The organism is Massilia niabensis (assembly GCF_042655085.1).
In the GTDB taxonomy this organism is placed as follows: Bacteria; Pseudomonadota; Gammaproteobacteria; order Burkholderiales; family Burkholderiaceae_D; genus Telluria; species Telluria niabensis.
Genome location: NZ_JBHSMU010000009.1, coordinates 209,382 through 228,351, shown reverse-complemented (window position 1 = coordinate 228,351; position 18,970 = coordinate 209,382). Strand labels below are relative to the sequence as shown.

Here is an 18,970-nt window from a genome sequence, read left to right as displayed (position 1 = left end):
CTAGCCGACCGGGCGCAGCAGCGTCCCGTCGCCGTGCAAGGCCAGCGGCACCGCCCTGGCCCAGCGGTTGGCCGACAGGGAGAAGCTCAGCGCGCGCACCTGGTGATACCAGCCGGCCGGCACATACAGCATGTCCCCCGGCTCGACGATGCACTCGATCATCAAAGCCTGGCGTGCCAGCGGAAAACGCTCGAAATCGGGCGCTTCCGGATCGAAGGGCGAACCGAACAGGATTGCGTTCGCTTCGCTCGGGTACAGGAAGATGTCGTGGTGCGGCGGCGCCAGGAAAATTCGCTTGGTGCCCCAGACCTGCGCAAAGATATTGTCGTCATAGTCGCAGTGCAGGGGCGTCACCGTCCCGGCAGGGCCGAGCCAGAAGCGCGGCGGCCCCATCTTGCCGAAGTAGGCGGGCCAGTGGCACATGCTGTTGAGTTCGCGCAATTCCAGGTTGCCGAGGTAGGGCGGCAAACCCTCCGTGCCGGCGTCGACCAGTTCCAGATACTCCAGCATCGACATGTCCTGCATGGCCCGGTCCGGCGCGAATGCCGTGTTGATATAGTCGCCTACCCGCGCGCGCACCGGCAGGTGGCTGAAACGCTCGCGCAGCGCGCCCGGCGTCAGGGCAGCCAGCGGCCAGCGCCCGACCAGCCCGGTGATCATGAACGGCAGGCCGCATTCGGCGCGCGCGCGAAATGCGGCCGCATCGAGCGCGCGCACGCGCGGTACTTCAGTGATCGCAGGGAGATCGCGTGCGGCGCGCCGGATGGCTTCGCGCATTTCCGCAATTGAACTCACGCCACGCACCAGCGCGTCTTTCTCTTCGCGTGCCTGTTTGCGGGCGCGGGCCTCTTCCGGTGATGCGTGTACTGGGGGGCGCGGCGGCAGTCGCGCCGCGGGATTGTCTTCGTTTGCCATAGTTGCTCACCACCGGTTGCGATGGTGCTTACCTTAGTCTGCTGATGCCTCCGGCAGTGTAGCAGGGCGGGGCAAGCCTGTGCCCGGGGCTGCCCATCGGCTCAGCGTGCCGTCGGCCCGCTCAGGTAGGCTGGTTTGTCGCAGGCGTCGTCGACGCTGAAGCTCAAGGCGACCGCATACGCATCGGGCGCATAGCGGGTAATTAACAGTCCCTTCGTTGCGTGATAGGTGGGGCCGCTCACGGCGCGGTCGACAAAGCACGCCTTCAGGTCTTCGATGCCGTCGCCGTTCACGTCCCCGCGCTCGACGATCCTCAGTTCATGAAACCAGTTTTCCCGCTCGAAGCTCACGCTGTCGTCGGTGGCCTTGTTCGGTTTTAGGCCGAGGTCCGAAAAAGTGCGTAGGGCGGGAGTACGGCGTGGACCGATCGAACTGCGGATGCTCGCAAGGTCGAATTTTTCCGCTAAAAAGCTGCCGAGACCGGTAGGGGGAAAATAAGTGGTCAGTGGAGCGGCTTGCGCGGCGGTCGTCCATATCAGGCAGCACAGGCTGCCTGCGAGAGCGTGGCAGGTTTTCATGAAGGCCTCCTGGTTTGATCGGGTCAAGCCTACCGGAGCGAGCCGTCGACTGTATTGATCGGTCCGATCTGAGCACCTGCTGCCGACGTTGATGGTGGTTGCATAAAGCCTGGAGCGAGTTCTCACAGCGGCTCAGGCTGGCGCGATGCCCATTTTTTATGTGGTCAGGTTGAGCCGCGATGGCGCCTGCAACGAATCACAGGGCCTTGAGCCGGGCGACGCCAAGTGCAGTGCGTGATGGGCGGGCAACCAGGAAGCCGGCCGCAAAACCGATCCCGGCAATTCCCCACACGATTGCCGCCACGATTTCGAACATCGTGAGCAAGGCCGGATCATGGATGGCGAGCGGCACCAGGATCAGGGCGCGAACGAGGCAAATTACGGCGATGCCTGCCAAGGCGGTACGCAGGAGCGGCAGGCGACGAATGAGTCCGATCGCCGAGCAGGCGTAAGCGCTACACAGGCCCATCAGGAAGGCGATCACCGCGGCACTGACCGGCGCCAGCCATGTACCTTCCCGCGCAGAGACGACGACCGGGCGCGGCGCACCAAAAAAGGCATACCAGTCCGGCCCGAGAACGATCGCGGCAAGATGAATCGCGACGCCGACCATTGCAATCCCTGCCGCCAGGGAGACAAACGCGAAAGATGGCTTATTCATTTGCCAAGGCTAACACATTTTCTCAGCCGTAAATACACAGTGGTTCGCCGAATGCCTGGCAAGAGCGCAGCAGCACAAGGTCACATGGGATGCCCGGCCAAGTCGGGACGGAGAACTTCCGGCGGGCGGCGTTCAGCGCCCCAGCGCCAGCATGTCCAGCGCAAACGGCGGCGCCTTGCCCTGCATCAGGTCGCTCAGCACGCGGGCGGTGCCGGCGGCAAAGGTAAAGCCAAGCGGTCCGTGGCCGACGTTCAGCCACAGGTTGGACAGGGGCGAGGCGCCGATGATCGGCGCGCTGTTCGGGGTGGCCGGGCGCAGGCCGGCCCAGGCCTCCAAGCGGTCGTAATCGGCCGCATGCGGCATCGTTTCCCGGACCTGGCGTTGTAAACTGTCGACGCGCTTCGGGGGCAGGCTCAGGTCTTCGCCGGCGATGTCGACCATCGCCGCCACCCGCAGCTTGTCGCCGATGCGCGCATACAGCACCTTGCGCTCGAAGTCGGTGACGCTGATTTCGGGCGCGGTGTCGGTGGCGCGGATCGGCGCCGTCAGGCTGTAGCCTTTTAAGGGATACAGCGGCAGCTTGACGCCCACCTGGGCGGCCAGGTTGCGGCTCTGGATGCCGGCGGCGAGCACGAAGGCATCGGCGCCGAGCGGGCCGGCGCTGGTCTCGAGCCCCGTCACCCGGCCGCCGCTGGCGGCCATGCGCGTCACTTCGGCCTGCACGAAGCCGCCAAAGCGCGGGTGCGTGCGAATGCGCTCGGCCAGTGCGGTGCAGAAGGCGTGGCAGTCGGCCACCGCCTCGCCGCTGTTGTAGATGCCGCCGGCGAGCAGGTGGCGTGCGGCCGCGAGCGCTGGTTCGCGCGCGGCGCATTCGGCGCCGCTCCAGATGTCGCCGGCGGTGGCCTTGCCGGCTGCCTGTTCGAAGATTTTCGGGGAGCGGTAGACCACCAGCTTGCCGGCGTCGCGCCAGTCAAAATCCTCGGGTGACACGATGGCGCCGAGTTCGTTCATGCCGGCGCGCGACAGTTCGCCCAGCTGCAGCAGCTTGGCGGTGGTGCGGCGGTTGTCCGTGGTGTTGCATTGGCCAAGGAAGCTGGCCAGCCAGGTCCATTGGCGCATATCCAGCTCGGGCTTGAAGCGCAGCGGGCCGTGTTCCTGGAACAGCCACTGAATGGCTTTGAACGGCACGCCGGCATCGGCCAGCGGAGACACGTAGCGGTAGCTCAGCTGGCCGCCATTGCCGTAGCTGGCGCCGTTTGCCACGTGCGACGCGCGCTCGACCAGGCTCACCCGGAAGCCCGCCTCGAGCAGCCACCAGGCCGAGGTCAGGCCGACGACGCCGCCACCGATGACAATTATGTGCTCCATCCCTTGCTGCATCCCGATTTATTCTTGTCCGCTAATATAAGGAAACAGCTTAGGGCGGTCGGCCGCGCACGGCCAATGAAAGTGGAACGCCACGCCATAACCGGTAGTCATGCAAATGTTGGTGAGTTTTATCATCCCTGGCCGGCGATCGCGTGCTCGAACATGCTCGTGAGCACCCGTTCCTCGAAACGGGCGAGCGCCGAATAGCGTCCCTTGTGGTGGCCGGGGTCGCTCGACGAGCCTCCGATGAGCACGATCATTCCATTCTTGCGTTTCCGGTCGAAGGCGAAGGTCGAGCGCAGGCCGTAGGCGTCGCCCAGGTGGCCGACGGCGTCAAAAGCCCCCTCGACCAGGCGCAGGCCCGCCTTGGCGGGGAACTGGGCATTACCCAGGCCCCAGCAGTTGAAGAAACCGTTCAGGGTGTCGCCGTTGCCACCCTTGCCGTCCGCCGTCCACTGGCGCGCGAACATGCGCTCGAGCGTCTCTTTTGCGAGGATGCGCCGGCCTGCGTGCACGCCGTCATTCATCAGCATCAGCATGACGGCCCCCATGTCGCGCGCGGAGATGCGCAGGCCGCCGGTCGGGCTGAAGGGCGTGGCGTTCTCGCCGATGACGTAACGCTCGATGCCGGGCGCCGGGGCTGGCGGGCGGGTGCGCACCTCGTCGACCTGGGCAATCCACGACCCGGCCGCATCCCACACTTCAGTGTCCAGCGTGCGCTTGCGGTAGAGCGTGGCCAGGTTGGCGAGCGCCGCGGCGGGCAAGCCGGCGACGTAATAGCCCGCTGTCAAGCCGAGTGGTTGCAGCAGCAGGCCTTGCATGAGGCGGTCGAAGCGCTTGCCGGTCACGCGCTCCATCAGGGTACCGATCACGCCCCAGCCGAGGTTGCAGTAAGTGAAATACTCGCCCGGCCCGGCATTTTTTGCCCACATTTTGCCCTCGGCATGGAGGCGGCTGCCGGGCACGACGAATTCGCGCAGGGCGGTGCCGGCCGGGAAAGAGTAGCCGGCCTCGTCGCGCAGCGACGAGGTGTGGGTCAGCAGGTGGCGCAGGGTGATCGCGCGATCCGGGTAATGCGGGTTACGCAGGGTAAAACCCAGGTAGCCGGAGACGTCGGCGTCGAGGTCGGCCTTGCCGTCTTCCACCAGGCGCATCAGGCCGAGCGTGGTCATCATCTTGGAAATCGAGGCGATCCGGTACAGGGTGTCCCGGTTCGCCGGCAGGTCGGGCGCCGAGTCGGGAGACGCGGCGTTGCCGATCCAGCGCCGGCCGAACTGGCCCTCATAGGCGAGCTTGCCCTTGCGGATGGCCAGCACCGAGAGGCTGGCCAGTTCGCAGGCGGGGTCCTGGACGATGGCGCTCAGTTCGCGGTCGAGCTTGTCGTTGCGGCCGCCGCTCGAAAAGGGGACTGCCGCCAGCACGGGATCGACCGCCCCCAGCAGGGCCAGTCCGAGCAGTGTTCTCCTGTTTCCGTTCATGCCTGTCCTTTGTCGCTTTAGAGCGCCTAACAAAACCTCCATAGCTGCGTTGCAGCTCCTCGCCGTACAGCCGTACTGTCTTCGTCGCCGCGTCGGGTGGCCGCATCCCTTGCTCTGAAGGTTTTGTTGGGCGCTCTTAGTTATGTTGCCGAGCACGGATAATATCGGAACAATTTTCCGGCTGCCCGCACCACGCTGCCTTACACTGGCGGCGCGAGCCCCATCATATAAAAACATGAGCAATCCGATTCCCGACTTCCAGGTCGACGCCAACGACAATTCGCCGCTGTACATGCAGCTGGCGCGCAAACTGACCCAGGACGTACGCGACGGCCGCTACCAGGCCGACCAGGCGCTGCCCTCGGAACGCACGTTGTCCGAGCAGCAGGGCGTGTCGCGCGTGACGGCCCGGAAAGCGATCGATCAATTGGTCGAGCAGGGGCTGGTGGTGCGCCGGCGCGGGTCGGGCAACTATATCGCGCCGCGCATCGAGCAGCCACTGTCGAACCTGTCGAGCTTTTCGGAACAGCTGCAGCAGCGCGGCTACACGCCGAATTCGCGCTGGCTGCGGCGCGAGATCGTGGCGGCCGACGCCGACGAACAGCTGGCGCTGGGCCTGTCCCCCGGCGCACGGGTGGCGCGCCTGGAGCGCCTGCGCCTGGCCGACGAGGTCGTGATGGCCTACGAGACGAGCGTGATTCCCGCCGCCGTCCTGCCGCAGCCGCAAGACGTGGCCAATTCGCTCTACGCCCACCTGGACGCCAGCGGCCAGATGCCGGTGCGCGCCTTGCAGCACATCCGCGCGATGAATGCGCCGCTCGAGCTCGCTACATGCCTGGGCGTGCCGGAAGGGCAGGCGGTGCTGTTCATCACCCGCGTCGGCTACCTCGAGTCGGGCATGGCGGTGGAGTTGACGCATTCCTATTGCCGCAGCGATTACTATGACTTCGTGGCCGAACTGCGGCGGACGCCAGCATAATTTTTGGGCGCATAACCTTTCGTCATAATGACGCCCGTTCCTTTCATGGGAATGCTTCAAGGATTGGTATTACACTGGTTTTATTGATAATCCGGCCACCAGCGCCGCCAAGATTGCCGCGACCATGCTCAACACCGAAACCCCAGCCCAGCAACACACCCTGCTCGACCAGTACCCGACCGTGGAACTGGTGAACGTGCTGGTGGACGACCAGCTCAATGCGGTCAATGCCGTGCGCGCCGCGGCGCCGCGCCTGGCTGCCGCCGTGGCGGCCGCGCTGCCGCGGGTTGAGGCCGGTGGGCGCCTGATTTATGTCGGCGCCGGTACGTCTGGCCGCCTGGGCGTGCTCGACAGCGTCGAGCTGTACCCGACTTTTTCCTGGCCGCATGGCCGGGCCGTCGCCCTGCTGGCCGGCGGTACCGACGCCATGTTCGTTGCGGTGGAAGGCGCCGAGGACGACCTTGAGCAGGGCGCGGCCGACCTGCGCTCGTTGAACATCACGAAGGATGACGTCGTGCTGCTGATCGCCGCGTCCGGCGGCACCCCGTATGTGCTGGGCGCCCTGCGCGCCGCGCGCGCAGCGGGGGCGCTGACGATCGGCTTTGCCAACAACCCGGACGCGCCGGTCGCGGGCGAGGCCGAAATCGGCATCACCCTCGACACCGGCCCGGAAGTCATTTCCGGCAGCACCCGCCTGAAAGCGGGCACCTCGCAGAAGATTGCCTTGAACACTTTTTCCAGCGCCTTGATGGTGCGTTTGAACAAGGTTCATGGCAACCTGATGGTAGACTTGAAGGCAACCAACGCCAAGCTGGTGCTGCGCGCGATTCGCCTGACCTCGTTTGCCACCGGCGTCGACGAGGCCGCAGCCCGGGCCGTGCTGGAACAGTGCGATTTCCACGTCAAGACCGCGATCGTGGCCTTGTCCAAACAAACCGGTGTCGAGCAAGCACGGGCCTTGCTCGAAGCCGCACACGGCAGCGTGCGCCAGGCGCTCGCCAGCTAAGCATTGATGACCTGCAGCATGGGCATCTTGTCCGTGCTGTGTCGCCGTTCGACCTTCCCATTGCCCGAACACGAAAGAGTTATGCAAACTTCGCAAGCGAAAAGTCCGTGGCTGTGGGTGCCGTCGCTCTATTTTGCCCAGGCCATTCCGTATGTCGTGGCAATGCAGCTGTCGGTCATCATGTACAAGGACATGGGCGTGTCGAATTCCGACATCGCCTTTTACACCAGCCTGCTGTACCTGCCGTGGGTGATCAAGCCGCTGTGGTCGCCCGTGGTCGACATGTTCGGCACCAAGCGCGGCTGGACGGTGACGCTGCAGCTGGCCGTGGCCGCCGCGCTGGTGGCGGTGGGAACCGTGCTGCATTTGCCCGCCTTTTTCGTGGTCAGCCTGGCCGTCATGTGGCTGATGGCTTTCAGCTCGGCCACACACGATATTTCGGCTGACGGCTTTTATATGCTCGGCCTGCGCCAGAAAGACCAGGCCGCGTTCGTCGGCGTGCGCAGCACCTTCTACCGGCTGGCGACGCTGGCGGGACAGGGACCACTGGTGGTGCTGGCCGGCTACCTGGGAACAACGCTGGGCGATACGCACCAGGCCTGGTCGATCGTGTTCTTCGTGCTGGCAGGTTTCTTTGCCGCCGCCTTTGCCTGGCACCAGCTGGTCCTGCCCCGCCCGGAAGCGGACCATGCGGTGGCGGCCGGCGCCAATCCGCTGCGCGAATTCTTCGGCACCTTCGCCTCGTTCTTCGGCAAGCGCGACATCTGGCTGATCCTCGGTTTTATTTTGACCTTCCGCCTCGGCGAAGCGCAGCTCCTTAAACTGGTGGCGCCCTTCCTGAAAGACCCGCTCAGCGAAGGCGGCCTCGGCTTGACGACGGCGGAGTACGGCATCGCCTACGGCACCATTGGCATCATTGCCCTGACCCTGGGCGGACTTGCGGGCGGCTTCCTGATCTCCCGCCTCGGCCTGAAGCGCTGCCTGTGGCTGATGGTGTTCGCGGTGCACCTGCCGGACCTGGTGTTCGTGTATTTGTCGCAGGCCCAGCCGCAAAGTTTCTATCTCATCTGCGCTTCGCTGGCGGTGGAACAGTTCGGTTATGGCTTCGGCTTCACGGCCATGATGCTGTACATGATCATGGTGTCCGATGGCGAGCACAAGACGGCGCATTACGCCATCTGCACCGGCCTGATGGCGCTGGGCATGATGGTGCCGGGCATGTGGAGCGGGGATTTGCAGGAATACCTGGGCTATAAAAACTTCTTCGTGTGGACCTGCCTGGCGACCATTCCGGCGTTCATCATGGCCGCCCTGGTGAAGATTGATCCGGAGTTCGGGAAGAAGTGAACGCCCCCGGTCGCCTGGATTCGCTCGACGTCTTCCGCGGCTTCACCATCGCCGCCATGGTGCTGGTGAACAATCCCGGTGACTGGGGCAACCTGTATTCCCAGCTGGCCCATGCCAAATGGCATGGCTGGACCTTCACCGACACCATCTTCCCCTTCTTCCTGTTCATTGGCGGCGTCTCGATGGCCCTGTCGCTCGGCCGCCTTGCCGCCGGCGGCGCCGACAAACCGCGTTTGCTGTTCAAACTGGCGAAACGCGCCCTGCTGATCTTCCTGATCGGCTTCCTGCTCAACCTGATCCCGCATTTTAATGTCGGCACTGTCCGCATCCCGGGCGTGCTGCAACGTATCGCCCTCTGCACGCTGCTGGCCGCGCCGATTGTCGTCTACTGCGGCTGGCGCCTGCAACTGGCCATCATTGTCGGCCTGCTCACGCTGTACAGTGCGCTGATGCTGTTGTATCCAGTCCCTGGCATCGGCGCCGGCGTGCTGGAACCGGGCAGGGACTTCGGAGCGTATATTGATCGCATGGTGCTGGACGGCCACATGTGGGTGCAATCGAAGACCTGGGACCCGGAAGGCCTGGTGTCGACGCTGCCCGCCCTGTGCAGCCAGCTGTTCGGCGTGCTCGCCGGACGTTTCCTGCTCAGCAAGCTCAGCCGCATGGAACAGACCGTCTGGCTGTTGCTGGCCGGCCTGCTGTTCGTCTGGCTCGGTGTCATCTGCGACGCCATCCTCATGCCGATCAACAAAAGCCTGTGGACACCCTCGTACTGCTTAATCATGACCGGCTGGGCATTGCTGGTATTCTCCGCCTTCTTCTGGCTGCTCGATGTGAACCCGTACGGGGCCGTACGCGAGGCGGCGGCACGCTGGACGCGGCCGTTCCAGGTCTACGGCATGAATGCGCTGTTCATCTTCGCGTTCTCCGGGCTGGTGGCGAAAATGCTCGGCTTGATCAAGGTAACGAATGAGGGCGCCACCGTGTCGCTCGGCCGCACGCTGTATGCGCCGATTCGCGACCTGCCGCTGGGCGCGGTGAACACGTCGGTGCTGTACGCGCTGCTGTTCAATGCCTGCATGTTTGGGATTGCCTGGGCCATGTGGCGCCGCAAGTGGTTTATTAAAGTGTAATGATTCAAAGTTGAATGACTAATGGAAGAGGGAGCGGTAGTGCAACCTGATTTGAAAAAACGCGCCTTGGCGTTTGCCGGCGTGCTGGCAATGAGTGGCTTCCTGGCCAGCTGTTCGACCCCGAAGAAGGGTGCGACGACCCCTGCCGGCACGATTGTCGCCAGCGGCGCCTTGCCGCCGGCTGCCCCGCGCGAGTTCCGCGCCGCCTGGGTTTCCACGGTCGCCAACATCGACTGGCCGAGCAAGCAGAACCTGAACGCGGCCCAGCAGCAGGCCGAGGCCATTGCCATCCTCGACAGGGCGAAGGCGATGAACCTGAATGCGATCGTGCTGCAGGTGCGCCCGTCGGCCGACGCCATCTATCCCTCGCAGATCGAGCCGTGGTCGGAATACCTGAACGGCGCCCAGGGCAAGGGCCCGCAGCCGTTCTATGATCCGCTGAAATTCTGGGTCAGCGAAGCGCATGCGCGTGGCCTCGAGCTGCACGCCTGGTTCAACCCCTACCGCGCCCGCCACGACGGCGCTCGCTCGCCGGCCGCACCGAACCACATTACCCGCTCGAACCCGTCGGCGGTGCGGCGATACGGCAAGTTCATGTGGATGGACCCGGGCGAGGAAGCGGCGTCGAAGCAGACCCTGGACGTGGTGCTCGACGTGGTGCGCCGCTACGACATCGACGGCGTGCACATCGACGACTATTTTTATCCGTATCCGATCGAGGCGACACCGAATGTCGCCGGCAACGAGGCGGCGCTGGACGGCAAGCCGGCCACCAGGGCGGTTGAACTCGACTTCCCGGACACCCCAAGCTGGGAGCGCTACCTCGCTAGAGGCGGCAAGCTCGACCGTGCTTCGTGGCGTCGCCAGAACGTGAATGAGCTAATCCAGAACATGTACCAGGGTATTCACCGCGAAAAGAGCTGGGTGCGCTTCGGCATCAGCCCGTTCGGCCTGGGCCGTCCGGACCGCCGCCCGCCCGGCATCAATGGCTTCTCGCAATACGACAAGCTGTATGCAGACGCCGAGCTGTGGCTGCAAAAGGGCTGGCTCGACTACATGTCGCCGCAGCTGTACTGGCCGCGCGCCCAGGCAGCCCAGGCCTACGACGTGCTGCTCGACTACTGGATCGGCCAGAACACGATGGGCCGCCACATGTGGCCGGGCCTGTTCACCAGCCGCATCGGCGCGCCGAGCAAGGATTACCAGCCGCAGGAAATCGTCGACCAGATCGGCGCAACCCGTGCGCGCCCGCAGTCCAGCGGGCACGTACACTTCAGCATGGTTGCGCTGATGCAGAATCGCAAAGGCATCAGCGACCAGCTGCGCACGGGCACCTATGCGACGCCCGCCCTGGTACCGGCCACGCCATGGCTGGGCAACGTCAAGCCGGGCCTGCCCCGCGTAAAAGCGGTGCGCAACGGCAAAGGCGTCGATTTAAAACTGACCGCCGGCAAGGCGAACGCGCTGTACACGGTGTGGGCGCGCCACGGCAACGAATGGCGTTTCAATGTCGTGCCGGCCTCGAAGGTGGAGTGGACGCTGCAGGATGATGCACGCCTCGGCGCCGCCGATGCGGTATTCGTCGGCGCGGTCGATCGCCTCGGTATCGAGAGCGACCGCGTGCTGGTGTGGGGCAAGGCGTAATTCCGGAACCCATGTTGAACGCTGATCCTGATTTTCGCCCTGATCCGGGCATGGGCCTCGGCATCGACGCCGGTGGCACCCAGACGCGCTGGGCGCTGGCGGCGCGGGACGGCACGATCCTGGCCGAGGGAACCGTCGCCGGCCTGTCGGCCCTGCAAATGGGCAAAGCCGACGGCCGCAGCAGCGTCCATGCCACTTTCGCAGAACTGGCGCGCGCGGTGCTGGCGCATGGCCGTCCGGCGGGCGTGCGCGCCGGCCTGACCGGTTTCGGCGGCGACGGCGCACAGTTGCAGCACTGGATCGCCGAGCTGCTCGGCATCGCACCCGATGCCGTCGCCATCTGCAACGACATCGACATCGCCTACCGCGCCAGCTTTGCGCCGGGCGAAGGCTACCTGGTCTATGCTGGAACCGGATCGATTGGCGCTTTTATTGACGCCGACGGACAATTCCATCGGGCCGGCGGGCGCGGTGTCGTGCTCGACGATGGCGGCGGGGGTTTCTGGATCGCGCGCGAAGCACTGCGCCACATCTGGCGCCACGAAGACGAACACCCGGGCCGCTGGGTCGACTCGCCGCTGGCGCACGCGGTGTTCGACCATGTTGGCGGATCGGACTGGGCTTTCTCGCGCCAGTTCATCTACGGCCAGGAACGGGGAGAGGTCGGCAAGCTGGCGCTGGCCGTGGCCGCGACCTGCGAGCAGGACCCGGCAGCGGCCGCGATCCTGCGGGAAGCGGGCCGCGAACTGGCGCGCCTGGCGCATGCGCTGATCCGCCGCTTCGGGCCGCGCCCGGTCGTGCTGTCGGGCCGCGCCGCCGAGTTGCACCCGTCGATCGCGGCCGCGATGCGCGCCGCGCTGCCGCCGGGAACGAGCCTGACGCAGGCCGCCACGCGCGCCCACCACGCCGCCGCGCGCCTGGCAGCCCTGGACTGCACCTCGAATTGAATTTGCGAATTGAATCTGACTAGTGACGGAAATGTGATGAAAAACCTTGCAGTTACCCTCCTGATCGCCCTGCTGGCCGGTTGCGCCACCGCACCGAACGGGATCGACACCACCTATACGGCCAAAGGCCAGAGCAGCCGCGTGCGCTTCCTGGTGCTGCACTACACCGTGGCCGACAAACCCGCCTCGCTCAAGATCCTGACCCAGCAGCAGGTCAGCGCCCACTACCTGGTGACCGACGACCCGACCCCGACCGTCTACCGGCTGGTCGACGAAACCCGCGCCGCCTACCACGCCGGCAACTCGAGCTGGAAAAACTTCACCCAACTCAACAACAGCTCGATCGGCATCGAGATCGTCAATACCGGCTGGAAGGACACGCCCGCGGGCCGTGTCTTCCCGCCTTACCCGCAGGCGCAGATCGACGCCCTGGTTCCGCTCATCAAAGGCATCGTCGAGCGCCACGGCATCGCGCCGGAGAACGTGCTTGCCCACAGCGACATCGCGCCGCTGCGCAAGCAGGACCCGGGTCCGATGTTCCCCTGGTACCAGCTGGCGCGGGCCGGCCTGGTGGCGTGGCCCGACCCCAACCGCGTCAGCGCGGTGCGCCAGGTATTTAATATCCAGGCGCCGGACGCCTTCTGGTTCCAGAAGAAACTGGCAAGCCACGGCTTCGCGCTGGCGCAGACCGGCGTGTTCGACCAGCCGACCCGCACCGTCATCGCTGCCTTCCAGATGAAATATCGCCCGACGAACTTTGCCGGCGAACCGGATGCGGAAACCGCGTCCCTGCTTGAAGTGCTGACCACCCCGGCAACCGCGCCCTTGCCGGCAGTGCCGGCGGCGCCGGTGCCGATCTACCGCCCGGCCCAGCCGGAGCAGGGCGTACCTGTGGACCCGGCCGTGACGCCGGCGCCCGCAGCGCCAACGGCGCCAACCGTACCGCCGGTACCGCCAGTGCCGCCGGCACCGGCCGTGCCGCCGGAGCCTGTCCCGCCGACATCGCCTGCCGTGCCGCCCGCGGTGCCCGCCGTGCCCGCGGTCCCGCCGGTCCCGGCGACGCCGCCGCCGGCACCCGTTGTAACGAGTACGAGCCCACGATGACGTTCCCAGTCATTTGCGTTTCCCTGTATCCTTCGGCCGACCCGCGCCTTGCGCGGGTGTCTCGTTGAAGGATTGAAGCAATGCGCCTGCGCCACATCGAAGTTTTCCACGCAATCATGCAGGTCGGCACCATCAGTGGCGCTGCCCAGGTTCTCCACATTTCCCAGCCGGCAGTGACGAAAGTGCTGCAGCATGCCGAACTACAGCTGGGCATGCCGCTGTTCGAGCGCGTGCGCGGCAAGCTCTATCCGAAGCCGGAAGCGCACCGCCTGTTTGCCGAAACCGAGAAGCTCAACCGCGACCTGCAGGGCATCCGCCGCCTCGCCGCCAGCCTCAAGGGGCGCGCGGTCGAAACCGTGCGCCTGGTGTCGACGCCGACGCTGGCCATCAGCGTGCTGCCGCAGGCGATGACGGCCTGGCGCCGCGAGTTCGCGCAGACCCGCTGCGAACTGGCGACTTACCATACGAGCGAAATCGTGAACGCCCTGCGCCTGGGCGAAGCCGATCTTGCCCTGTCGCTGCAGGACCCGCGCCATCCCGGCATCGTCGCCGAACCGATCGCCCAGGGCATGCTGACCGTGATGGCCCCAAGCGGCACCTGGAGCGAAGCCGAATGCGCGCAGCCGATCGGCCCGGAAGGCTTGACGGGCGAACTGATCGGCCTGGCCGACAACGACCCGCTGGGTGAAATGGTCGTCGCCTCCTGCGAGGCCGGGGGCGTCACGCCCGTGTTCCACACCGTGGTGCAGACTTACCAGATCGCGCGCTCGCTGGTCGAGGCCGGCGCCGGTACGGCCGTGCTCGACCCGTTCACGGCCGCCTCCGCCAGCGCAGCCAAAGTGCAGTGCCGCCAGTGGGCGCCGGCCATGCCGGTGCAATTGTTCCTGCTGACTGCCAGCCACGCGCCGCTGTCGCACGGCGCGCGCGAACTGGCCAATGCCATCGGCGCCACCGCCCGCGCCTGTCTCGAAAAAGGATGCCAGTAAGTATGGATGTGCCAGCCCAGGCCACCCCTCGCCAAGGCGGGATCTTGAGCGTGGCCAGCGAAGACATTGCCGGCAGCCCGGAATTCCGGCACCTGAACTCAGTCGCCGGTATCGGGGTCGACCTGCGCTATGCCAGCGCCAATAATTTTGTCGGGCGCGACCTGTATTCGCCCTTCGACTGCGCCTGGCTGCACCGCGATGCGGCGGCGGCGCTGGAAACGGCGGTGGCCTGGCTGGCCGAACGCGCACCCGGCCACACGATCCTGGTGCTCGATGCATTGCGTCCGCAGCGCGTCCAGCAGCAGCTCTGGGATGCCCTGGCCGGCACCGGCCTGCAGATGTACCTGGCCAATCCGGCGCGCGGCTCGATCCACTCGTACGGCATGGCGCTCGACGTCACGATCCTCGATCCGCAGGGCGCGGAACTCGACATGGGCACGGGTTTCGACGACATGACGGAACTGTCGCACCCGGCTCTGGAAGAAGGTTTCCTTGCTTGCGGCAAGCTGCGCGAGGCGCAGGTCGCCAACCGCCGGCTGCTGCGCGATACCATGTTCGGCGCCGGTTTTGTCGGCATCAACACCGAATGGTGGCATTTCGACTGCGGCGACCGGGAACGCGTGCGCAGCACCTTCCACCGCGTACTTTAAGAACTGCGCGCCTCCGCGAATCGCCGTGCGGCCGCGCGCACACTTGAGTTTTCTCAGCCTTCCTTCACTCTCTGACCGGGACAATCTCTCAATACCGATGAGAGATTGATGCCGGCACTTGACGCTTCAGCCCGCTTTGTCTCTCTCGCACGAACGATTCTTCCAACGGACAAGAGAGGTGCGTGATGAAAAGCTTTATGGTGGCAGCTGTCGTGGGTTCGGCGCTGGCCGGTTGCACCACGGGGGGCGGCGACATGTTCGCCGCGCGGGAACGGACGGTGGAATATGTCCGGGTGTTCGACATCAAGACCGACGCACCCGCACCCGCGGTCGCGCGCGCCGCCAGCGAAGGCATCAACCGCAACATCAAGCAGGCAACGCTGGCCACGCCAGTCGCCGACACGCCCGAACTCCAGGAGCAGCCCGGCCGCTTCAAGCTGGCCGACGCCCCCGGCGCGGCCCGCGGGCCGAATTGCGACGGCGCCAGCTGGACCGCCAAGGCCACGCCGGAAGTACGTGGCGGCCAGGACGTGCAGGTGGTCGCCTGCCTGTATCCGTACAAGAGCGGCTATCACCTCGACATGTACGCCGCCTTCATCAAGAAGGAAGGCGGCTGGCTCGCGTGGCCGCGCCGCGCCACCGGGATGGTGCTGGGGACACCCGAAAAATACGTTGAAAAAACCATGCTCGACATCGTGCGCACCATCCGGCAAACCACGAACGCCCAGGTGGCGCTGGTGGAAGCGAAACCCGACGTTGCCGGCGCGCCCTGGATGGAACCGGTCGGCACCGCGCCACGTTCGGGCGATACGGCCAAGCCCTGAGACATGGACGGCTGGCTGCATGTCGGTTGGCTGATTCCTCGCGTCCCACCTGACGGAAACCCCTATGCCATCTTACGACTACGAGACCTTGTTTGAGCACATCCTCGCCGCCGTCGCTGCCCGCGGAACCATCGGGCAGCGCATGCACACCGTCATCGACGAGTGCGAGCGGCAGTTACCGCATGCCGATTGGGAGCACATGCGCCGGATCGACTTCGATGGAGACCTGCCGGTCCTGAAGGGATGGCTGACCGATGCATGGCTCGGCGGGGCGGTACGCCAGGGCGACCAGGGGCTCTGGTTCGGCCTCTTCAATCCGGCGACGGACGACGACAGCACCACGGCCGACCTGTATGTCGCTAGCGGGCCGGTCCACGACAGCGGGTCCGATGCCTGGCGCTGCGAGATCGTGCACGACGGTGTCAGCTACCTCGACTCGATGGTGCTGGCCGAACTCTGCTCGCTGGCATACGCATCGAAGGACGGGCTGGAGAACGATGCCGAATACCCCCTGGCGCTTGCCTATGGGGCAATCGCCGCATGTACCGCGCTGGCGCAGGAGCCGCTCCCTTTGGCCCTGGCTGGACTGGGGGGCGCGGCGGCAGGCTTCGACAGCGGCGATGCGCTGTTCATTGGCGTATTCGACAACTTGCGTTTCATCCAGCAGGTGCGCGCGCTTTGACGACGCACGCTTCGGCCGCGCTGTGCTGCCAACCCGGGCCACTGCCGCCAGACGCTTGTCTGGCGGCAGCAACCCAGGACTCAGCTCAGAACGCCCAGTCGACGCGCGCGTACATCTGGCGCCCGTTGATGCCGATCGGGCAGGTTTCCCAGCAGTGGGTGAAGCCCAGCTGCGGGAAGGGCGCTGCCCGCACCTTGTCCCACTCTGTCGGGTAGGTGTCGAACAGGTTGTTCGCACCGACTGCCAGCGTCAGGCGCTTGGTAAAGGCGTAGCGCACGCTCATGTCGACCAGCCACTTCGCTTCCCAGGTCTGGATAAACGGGGCCGTGAAGCCTTGACCCTGCACTTCGCCAAAGTAACTGGCACGGGTGTTAACGTTCCAAGGCCCGGTTGTGTAGTCGGCAGCGACCACGTGGTGCTGGCGCGGCTGGCCGCGTTCGATCAGCGTCACCTGCGCGTCGTCGAACAGCTGGGCACCGGTGAGCACCGGCGACTGCGAGCGGCGCGCCTCCACTTCGGTCTTGTTGAAGCCAAGCTGGCCGGACAGCACGAGCGTGGAGCCGGGCCAGCGCGTAGTGTGCTCGGCCACGACGTCGAAGCCGTCCGTGCTGGTGTCGATCGCGTTGGTGAAGAACTGCGCCTGACCAACCTTCAGCGGGTCGAGGATGGCGCGGATCGGGCAGGCCGCAGCGGTGGCGCAGGTGCCCGATTCCGGCGCGATGTTGCTGGAGAAGACAATGCGGTCGTCAATGTCGATCCGGTACAGGTCGGCCGTGACCGAGAAGTTCGGCAGCGGGCGCAGCACGATCCCGACGCTGGCGTTCTTCGACGTTTCTTCCTTGAGCGGGGCGATGCCGAAGGCACGGGTGACGGTGCTGCCTTCGCGCGCCGTCAGGGTTTCGGTCAGCACGCCGGCCGCATTCAGGTTGGTCGAGACCGAGCTGTAGAACTTCTGCTGGACCGAAGGCGCACGGAAACCGGTCGACACGCTGCCGCGCAGGCCGAGGGTGCGCGTCGGGTCGTAGCGCATGCTGAGTTTACCGGTGGTGGTGCTGCCGAAGTCGGAATATCGCTCGTAGCGGACCGCGCCGGCGACCAGCAGCTTGTCGGTGAGGTTGTGCTCGGCATCGACATACAGGGCGATATTGTGGCGGCCGTCATCGACTTCCGTGGACGGCGTGTAGCCCGGGAAGCCCTGCGCACCGGAGGCGGCGATGCCGCCGGTCTGGTCAAGGATGCGGATCGCCGGGTTGTTGGTGCGGCCATACTGGTAGGACACCGGGTCGCCGGCCTCGATTGCATAGTTGTCGCGGCGGTACTCGGCGCCAACGGCCAGCGATATTTTGCGTCCGCCCAGGTCGATCGGACCGCGCAGGTCGGCATTGACGGTGGTCTGGTTGAATTTCAGCGTGCCGGTATCGGCCTCCAATGGCGACTCGGCATAGATGCCGCCGCCCGGCCTCGGTTCGTACCAGTAGCTGACGTTGATCGATTCGCGCTCATGGAAGCCGAGCTGGCTGCGCCCGTGGTTCACGCTGGTGTCGAATTTCCAGTCGTTGTCCAGTTCGTGGCGGTAGCCGAGGGCAAACGAGGCATCCTTCACGGTCGTCATGATGTTTGGCAGGAAGCCGTTCGGATATACCGCCGGCACGTTGCGGCCATCTTCGCGCGGACGGAAAAAGCCGGCCGAATCGCCGGTGCGCTTCGACACGCCGCCAAACGCGTACAGCTCGCCGTCCTTGCTCGTCGGCAGTGCCGAGTTGACCCACAGGAAGGCATCCTTGGCCAGGCTGTCGCCGATGCGCTGGGTCACGCGCGGCGGATTGACGCGCAGGGTGTCGATGCCGGCGCGATTGGTTTCGTTGCGGCGGCGGCCCTCCACCGACAGGTTGACGTAGCCGCCGTCGCCGATACCGAAACCGGTGTTGGCGCTGCCCGAGATCATGTCGCCGTCACCCTCCGACGTGGTGCCGATCGAGCTGCTGACTTGCGTTTCCTTGACCTGCGACTTGAGGACGATGTTGATCACGCCGGCGATCGCGTCCGAGCCGTACTGGGCGGCGGCGCCGTCGCGCAGCACTTCGATGTGGCTGATGGCCGACATCGGGATCGCATTGATGTCGGTGCCGGCCGAGCCGCGGCCGATGGTCTGCTGTACATTGACCAGGGCTTGCTGGTGGCGGCGCTTGCCGTTGACCAGCACCAGCAGCTGGTCGGGTCCGAGTCCGCGCAGGGTGGCCGGACGGATGATGTCGGTGCCGTCGCTGATGAAGGTGGTCGAGAAGTTGAATGAGGGGTCGAGCGTTTGCAGCAGCTTGCCCAGCTCGAGGGGACCGGCGGTCTGCATGTCCTTCGCGTTGATCAGGCCCACGGGCGCGGCGGTATCGAGTGCGGTCTTGGCGCTCGAGCGCGAACCGAGCACGACGACGCGGGCGGGCGTGTTCTCGTCGCCGGCGGTCGTGGTCGCGGTCGCGGCAGGGCCGGTTGTTTCCTGTGCCGAGGCCGGCGTCAGGGCAGCGAGCAGGGCGGTGGCGAGGAGGGTTTGGCGGAAGGGATGGCAGGCAGGTCGTCTCGTCATGTTGTCTCTTTTCGTTGGTGCGAAGCGGAATGCCTCGAATACACACAGCCACAATCTGGAATGTTTCCGATGTGACCGAAGATAGTAACA

Annotated in this window: 16 protein-coding genes and 1 pseudogene; 11 read left to right on the top strand and 6 right to left on the bottom strand. The window is 65.5% G+C overall.

Translation table 11 applies throughout. The features are described 5' to 3' along the window. The 5 genes from ACFPN5_RS09115 to ACFPN5_RS09095 all read right to left on the bottom strand — a co-directional run bounded on the left by ACFPN5_RS09115 (window position 1) and on the right by ACFPN5_RS09095 (window position 5,000). On the bottom strand, window positions 1-915 hold the full coding sequence (locus ACFPN5_RS09115; protein ID WP_379782337.1) for a cupin-like domain-containing protein: 915 nt from the start codon (window positions 913-915) through the stop codon (window positions 1-3). A 101-nt stretch (window positions 916-1,016) separates the two neighbouring features. Further along, complete coding sequence (locus ACFPN5_RS09110) at window positions 1,017-1,493, bottom strand: hypothetical protein (protein ID WP_379782335.1); 477 nt, start codon at window positions 1,491-1,493, stop codon at window positions 1,017-1,019. A 196-nt stretch (window positions 1,494-1,689) separates the two neighbouring features. Continuing rightward, complete coding sequence (locus tag ACFPN5_RS09105; RefSeq protein ID WP_379782333.1) at window positions 1,690-2,106, bottom strand: hypothetical protein; 417 nt, start codon at window positions 2,104-2,106, stop codon at window positions 1,690-1,692. Between the two features lie 180 nt (window positions 2,107-2,286). Continuing rightward, window positions 2,287-3,522, bottom strand: coding sequence for a D-amino acid dehydrogenase (locus ACFPN5_RS09100; protein WP_379782331.1), 1,236 nt, complete (start codon window positions 3,520-3,522; stop codon window positions 2,287-2,289). Between the two features lie 131 nt (window positions 3,523-3,653). Then, a complete protein-coding gene (locus ACFPN5_RS09095) occupies window positions 3,654-5,000 on the bottom strand; it encodes a serine hydrolase domain-containing protein (RefSeq protein WP_379782329.1) in 1,347 nt (448 codons plus the stop codon). A 235-nt stretch (window positions 5,001-5,235) separates the two neighbouring features. Here ACFPN5_RS09095 and ACFPN5_RS09090 point away from each other — a divergent pair, with 235 nt between their 5' ends. The 11 genes and pseudogenes from ACFPN5_RS09090 to ACFPN5_RS09040 all read left to right on the top strand — a co-directional run bounded on the left by ACFPN5_RS09090 (window position 5,236) and on the right by ACFPN5_RS09040 (window position 16,302). Beyond that, window positions 5,236-5,979, top strand: coding sequence for a GntR family transcriptional regulator (locus ACFPN5_RS09090; protein WP_379782327.1), 744 nt, complete (start codon window positions 5,236-5,238; stop codon window positions 5,977-5,979). Between the two features lie 112 nt (window positions 5,980-6,091). Further along, a complete protein-coding gene (gene murQ, locus ACFPN5_RS09085; RefSeq protein WP_379783103.1) occupies window positions 6,092-6,985 on the top strand; it encodes an N-acetylmuramic acid 6-phosphate etherase in 894 nt (297 codons plus the stop codon). A gap of 81 nt (window positions 6,986-7,066) precedes the next feature. After that, complete coding sequence (locus tag ACFPN5_RS09080) at window positions 7,067-8,332, top strand: MFS transporter (protein ID WP_379782325.1); 1,266 nt, start codon at window positions 7,067-7,069, stop codon at window positions 8,330-8,332. Next, window positions 8,329-9,465 (top strand): acyltransferase family protein, encoded by a 1,137-nt coding sequence (locus ACFPN5_RS09075; protein ID WP_379782323.1) that lies wholly within the window; start codon window positions 8,329-8,331, stop codon window positions 9,463-9,465. The genes ACFPN5_RS09080 and ACFPN5_RS09075 overlap by 4 nt, the downstream gene beginning before the upstream one ends. Window positions 9,466-9,486: 21 nt before the next feature. After that, complete coding sequence (locus ACFPN5_RS09070) at window positions 9,487-11,109, top strand: glycoside hydrolase family 10-like protein (protein ID WP_379782321.1); 1,623 nt, start codon at window positions 9,487-9,489, stop codon at window positions 11,107-11,109. Between the two features lie 11 nt (window positions 11,110-11,120). Continuing rightward, window positions 11,121-12,056 (top strand): N-acetylglucosamine kinase, encoded by a 936-nt coding sequence (locus tag ACFPN5_RS09065; protein WP_379782319.1) that lies wholly within the window; start codon window positions 11,121-11,123, stop codon window positions 12,054-12,056. A gap of 36 nt (window positions 12,057-12,092) precedes the next feature. After that, a pseudogene (locus tag ACFPN5_RS09060) lies at window positions 12,093-12,860 on the top strand (N-acetylmuramoyl-L-alanine amidase); the annotation flags it as partial. A gap of 380 nt (window positions 12,861-13,240) precedes the next feature. Then, window positions 13,241-14,146 carry a LysR family transcriptional regulator gene (locus tag ACFPN5_RS09055; RefSeq protein ID WP_379782317.1) on the top strand — a complete coding sequence of 302 codons (906 nt, stop codon included), beginning with the start codon at window positions 13,241-13,243 and terminating at the stop codon, window positions 14,144-14,146. 50 nt (window positions 14,147-14,196) lie between these two features. Continuing rightward, window positions 14,197-14,796, top strand: coding sequence for a M15 family metallopeptidase (locus ACFPN5_RS09050; RefSeq protein ID WP_379782315.1), 600 nt, complete (start codon window positions 14,197-14,199; stop codon window positions 14,794-14,796). 185 nt (window positions 14,797-14,981) lie between these two features. After that, window positions 14,982-15,620, top strand: a complete 639-nt coding sequence (locus tag ACFPN5_RS09045) for a hypothetical protein (RefSeq protein WP_379782313.1) — start codon at window positions 14,982-14,984, stop codon at window positions 15,618-15,620. A 64-nt stretch (window positions 15,621-15,684) separates the two neighbouring features. Continuing rightward, window positions 15,685-16,302: a hypothetical protein gene (locus ACFPN5_RS09040; protein ID WP_379782311.1), complete on the top strand. Its 618-nt coding sequence runs from the start codon at window positions 15,685-15,687 to the stop codon at window positions 16,300-16,302. An 85-nt stretch (window positions 16,303-16,387) separates the two neighbouring features. Here ACFPN5_RS09040 and ACFPN5_RS09035 read toward each other — a convergent pair whose 3' ends face one another. Further along, a complete protein-coding gene (locus tag ACFPN5_RS09035; protein WP_379782309.1) occupies window positions 16,388-18,880 on the bottom strand; it encodes a TonB-dependent receptor plug domain-containing protein in 2,493 nt (830 codons plus the stop codon). Window positions 18,881-18,970: the final 90 nt, after the last annotated feature.

What these genes read in the sequence shown, in the direction of transcription:
- ACFPN5_RS09065 (WP_379782319.1), top strand. Translation starts at nt 11,121, where the DNA reads ATGTTGAACGCTGATCCTGATTTTCGCCCTGATCCGGGCATGGGCCTC.
- ACFPN5_RS09080 (WP_379782325.1), top strand. Translation starts at nt 7,067, where the DNA reads ATGCAAACTTCGCAAGCGAAAAGTCCGTGGCTGTGGGTGCCGTCGCTC.
- ACFPN5_RS09110 (WP_379782335.1), bottom strand. Translation starts at nt 1,493, where the DNA reads ATGAAAACCTGCCACGCTCTCGCAGGCAGCCTGTGCTGCCTGATATGG.
- ACFPN5_RS09035 (WP_379782309.1), bottom strand. Translation starts at nt 18,880, where the DNA reads ATGACGAGACGACCTGCCTGCCATCCCTTCCGCCAAACCCTCCTCGCC.
- ACFPN5_RS09055 (WP_379782317.1), top strand. Translation starts at nt 13,241, where the DNA reads ATGCGCCTGCGCCACATCGAAGTTTTCCACGCAATCATGCAGGTCGGC.
- ACFPN5_RS09090 (WP_379782327.1), top strand. Translation starts at nt 5,236, where the DNA reads ATGAGCAATCCGATTCCCGACTTCCAGGTCGACGCCAACGACAATTCG.
- ACFPN5_RS09105 (WP_379782333.1), bottom strand. Translation starts at nt 2,106, where the DNA reads ATGGTCGGCGTCGCGATTCATCTTGCCGCGATCGTTCTCGGGCCGGAC.
- ACFPN5_RS09040 (WP_379782311.1), top strand. Translation starts at nt 15,685, where the DNA reads ATGCCATCTTACGACTACGAGACCTTGTTTGAGCACATCCTCGCCGCC.
- ACFPN5_RS09045 (WP_379782313.1), top strand. Translation starts at nt 14,982, where the DNA reads ATGAAAAGCTTTATGGTGGCAGCTGTCGTGGGTTCGGCGCTGGCCGGT.
- ACFPN5_RS09070 (WP_379782321.1), top strand. Translation starts at nt 9,487, where the DNA reads ATGGAAGAGGGAGCGGTAGTGCAACCTGATTTGAAAAAACGCGCCTTG.
- ACFPN5_RS09095 (WP_379782329.1), bottom strand. Translation starts at nt 5,000, where the DNA reads ATGAACGGAAACAGGAGAACACTGCTCGGACTGGCCCTGCTGGGGGCG.
- ACFPN5_RS09115 (WP_379782337.1), bottom strand. Translation starts at nt 915, where the DNA reads ATGGCAAACGAAGACAATCCCGCGGCGCGACTGCCGCCGCGCCCCCCA.
- ACFPN5_RS09100 (WP_379782331.1), bottom strand. Translation starts at nt 3,522, where the DNA reads ATGGAGCACATAATTGTCATCGGTGGCGGCGTCGTCGGCCTGACCTCG.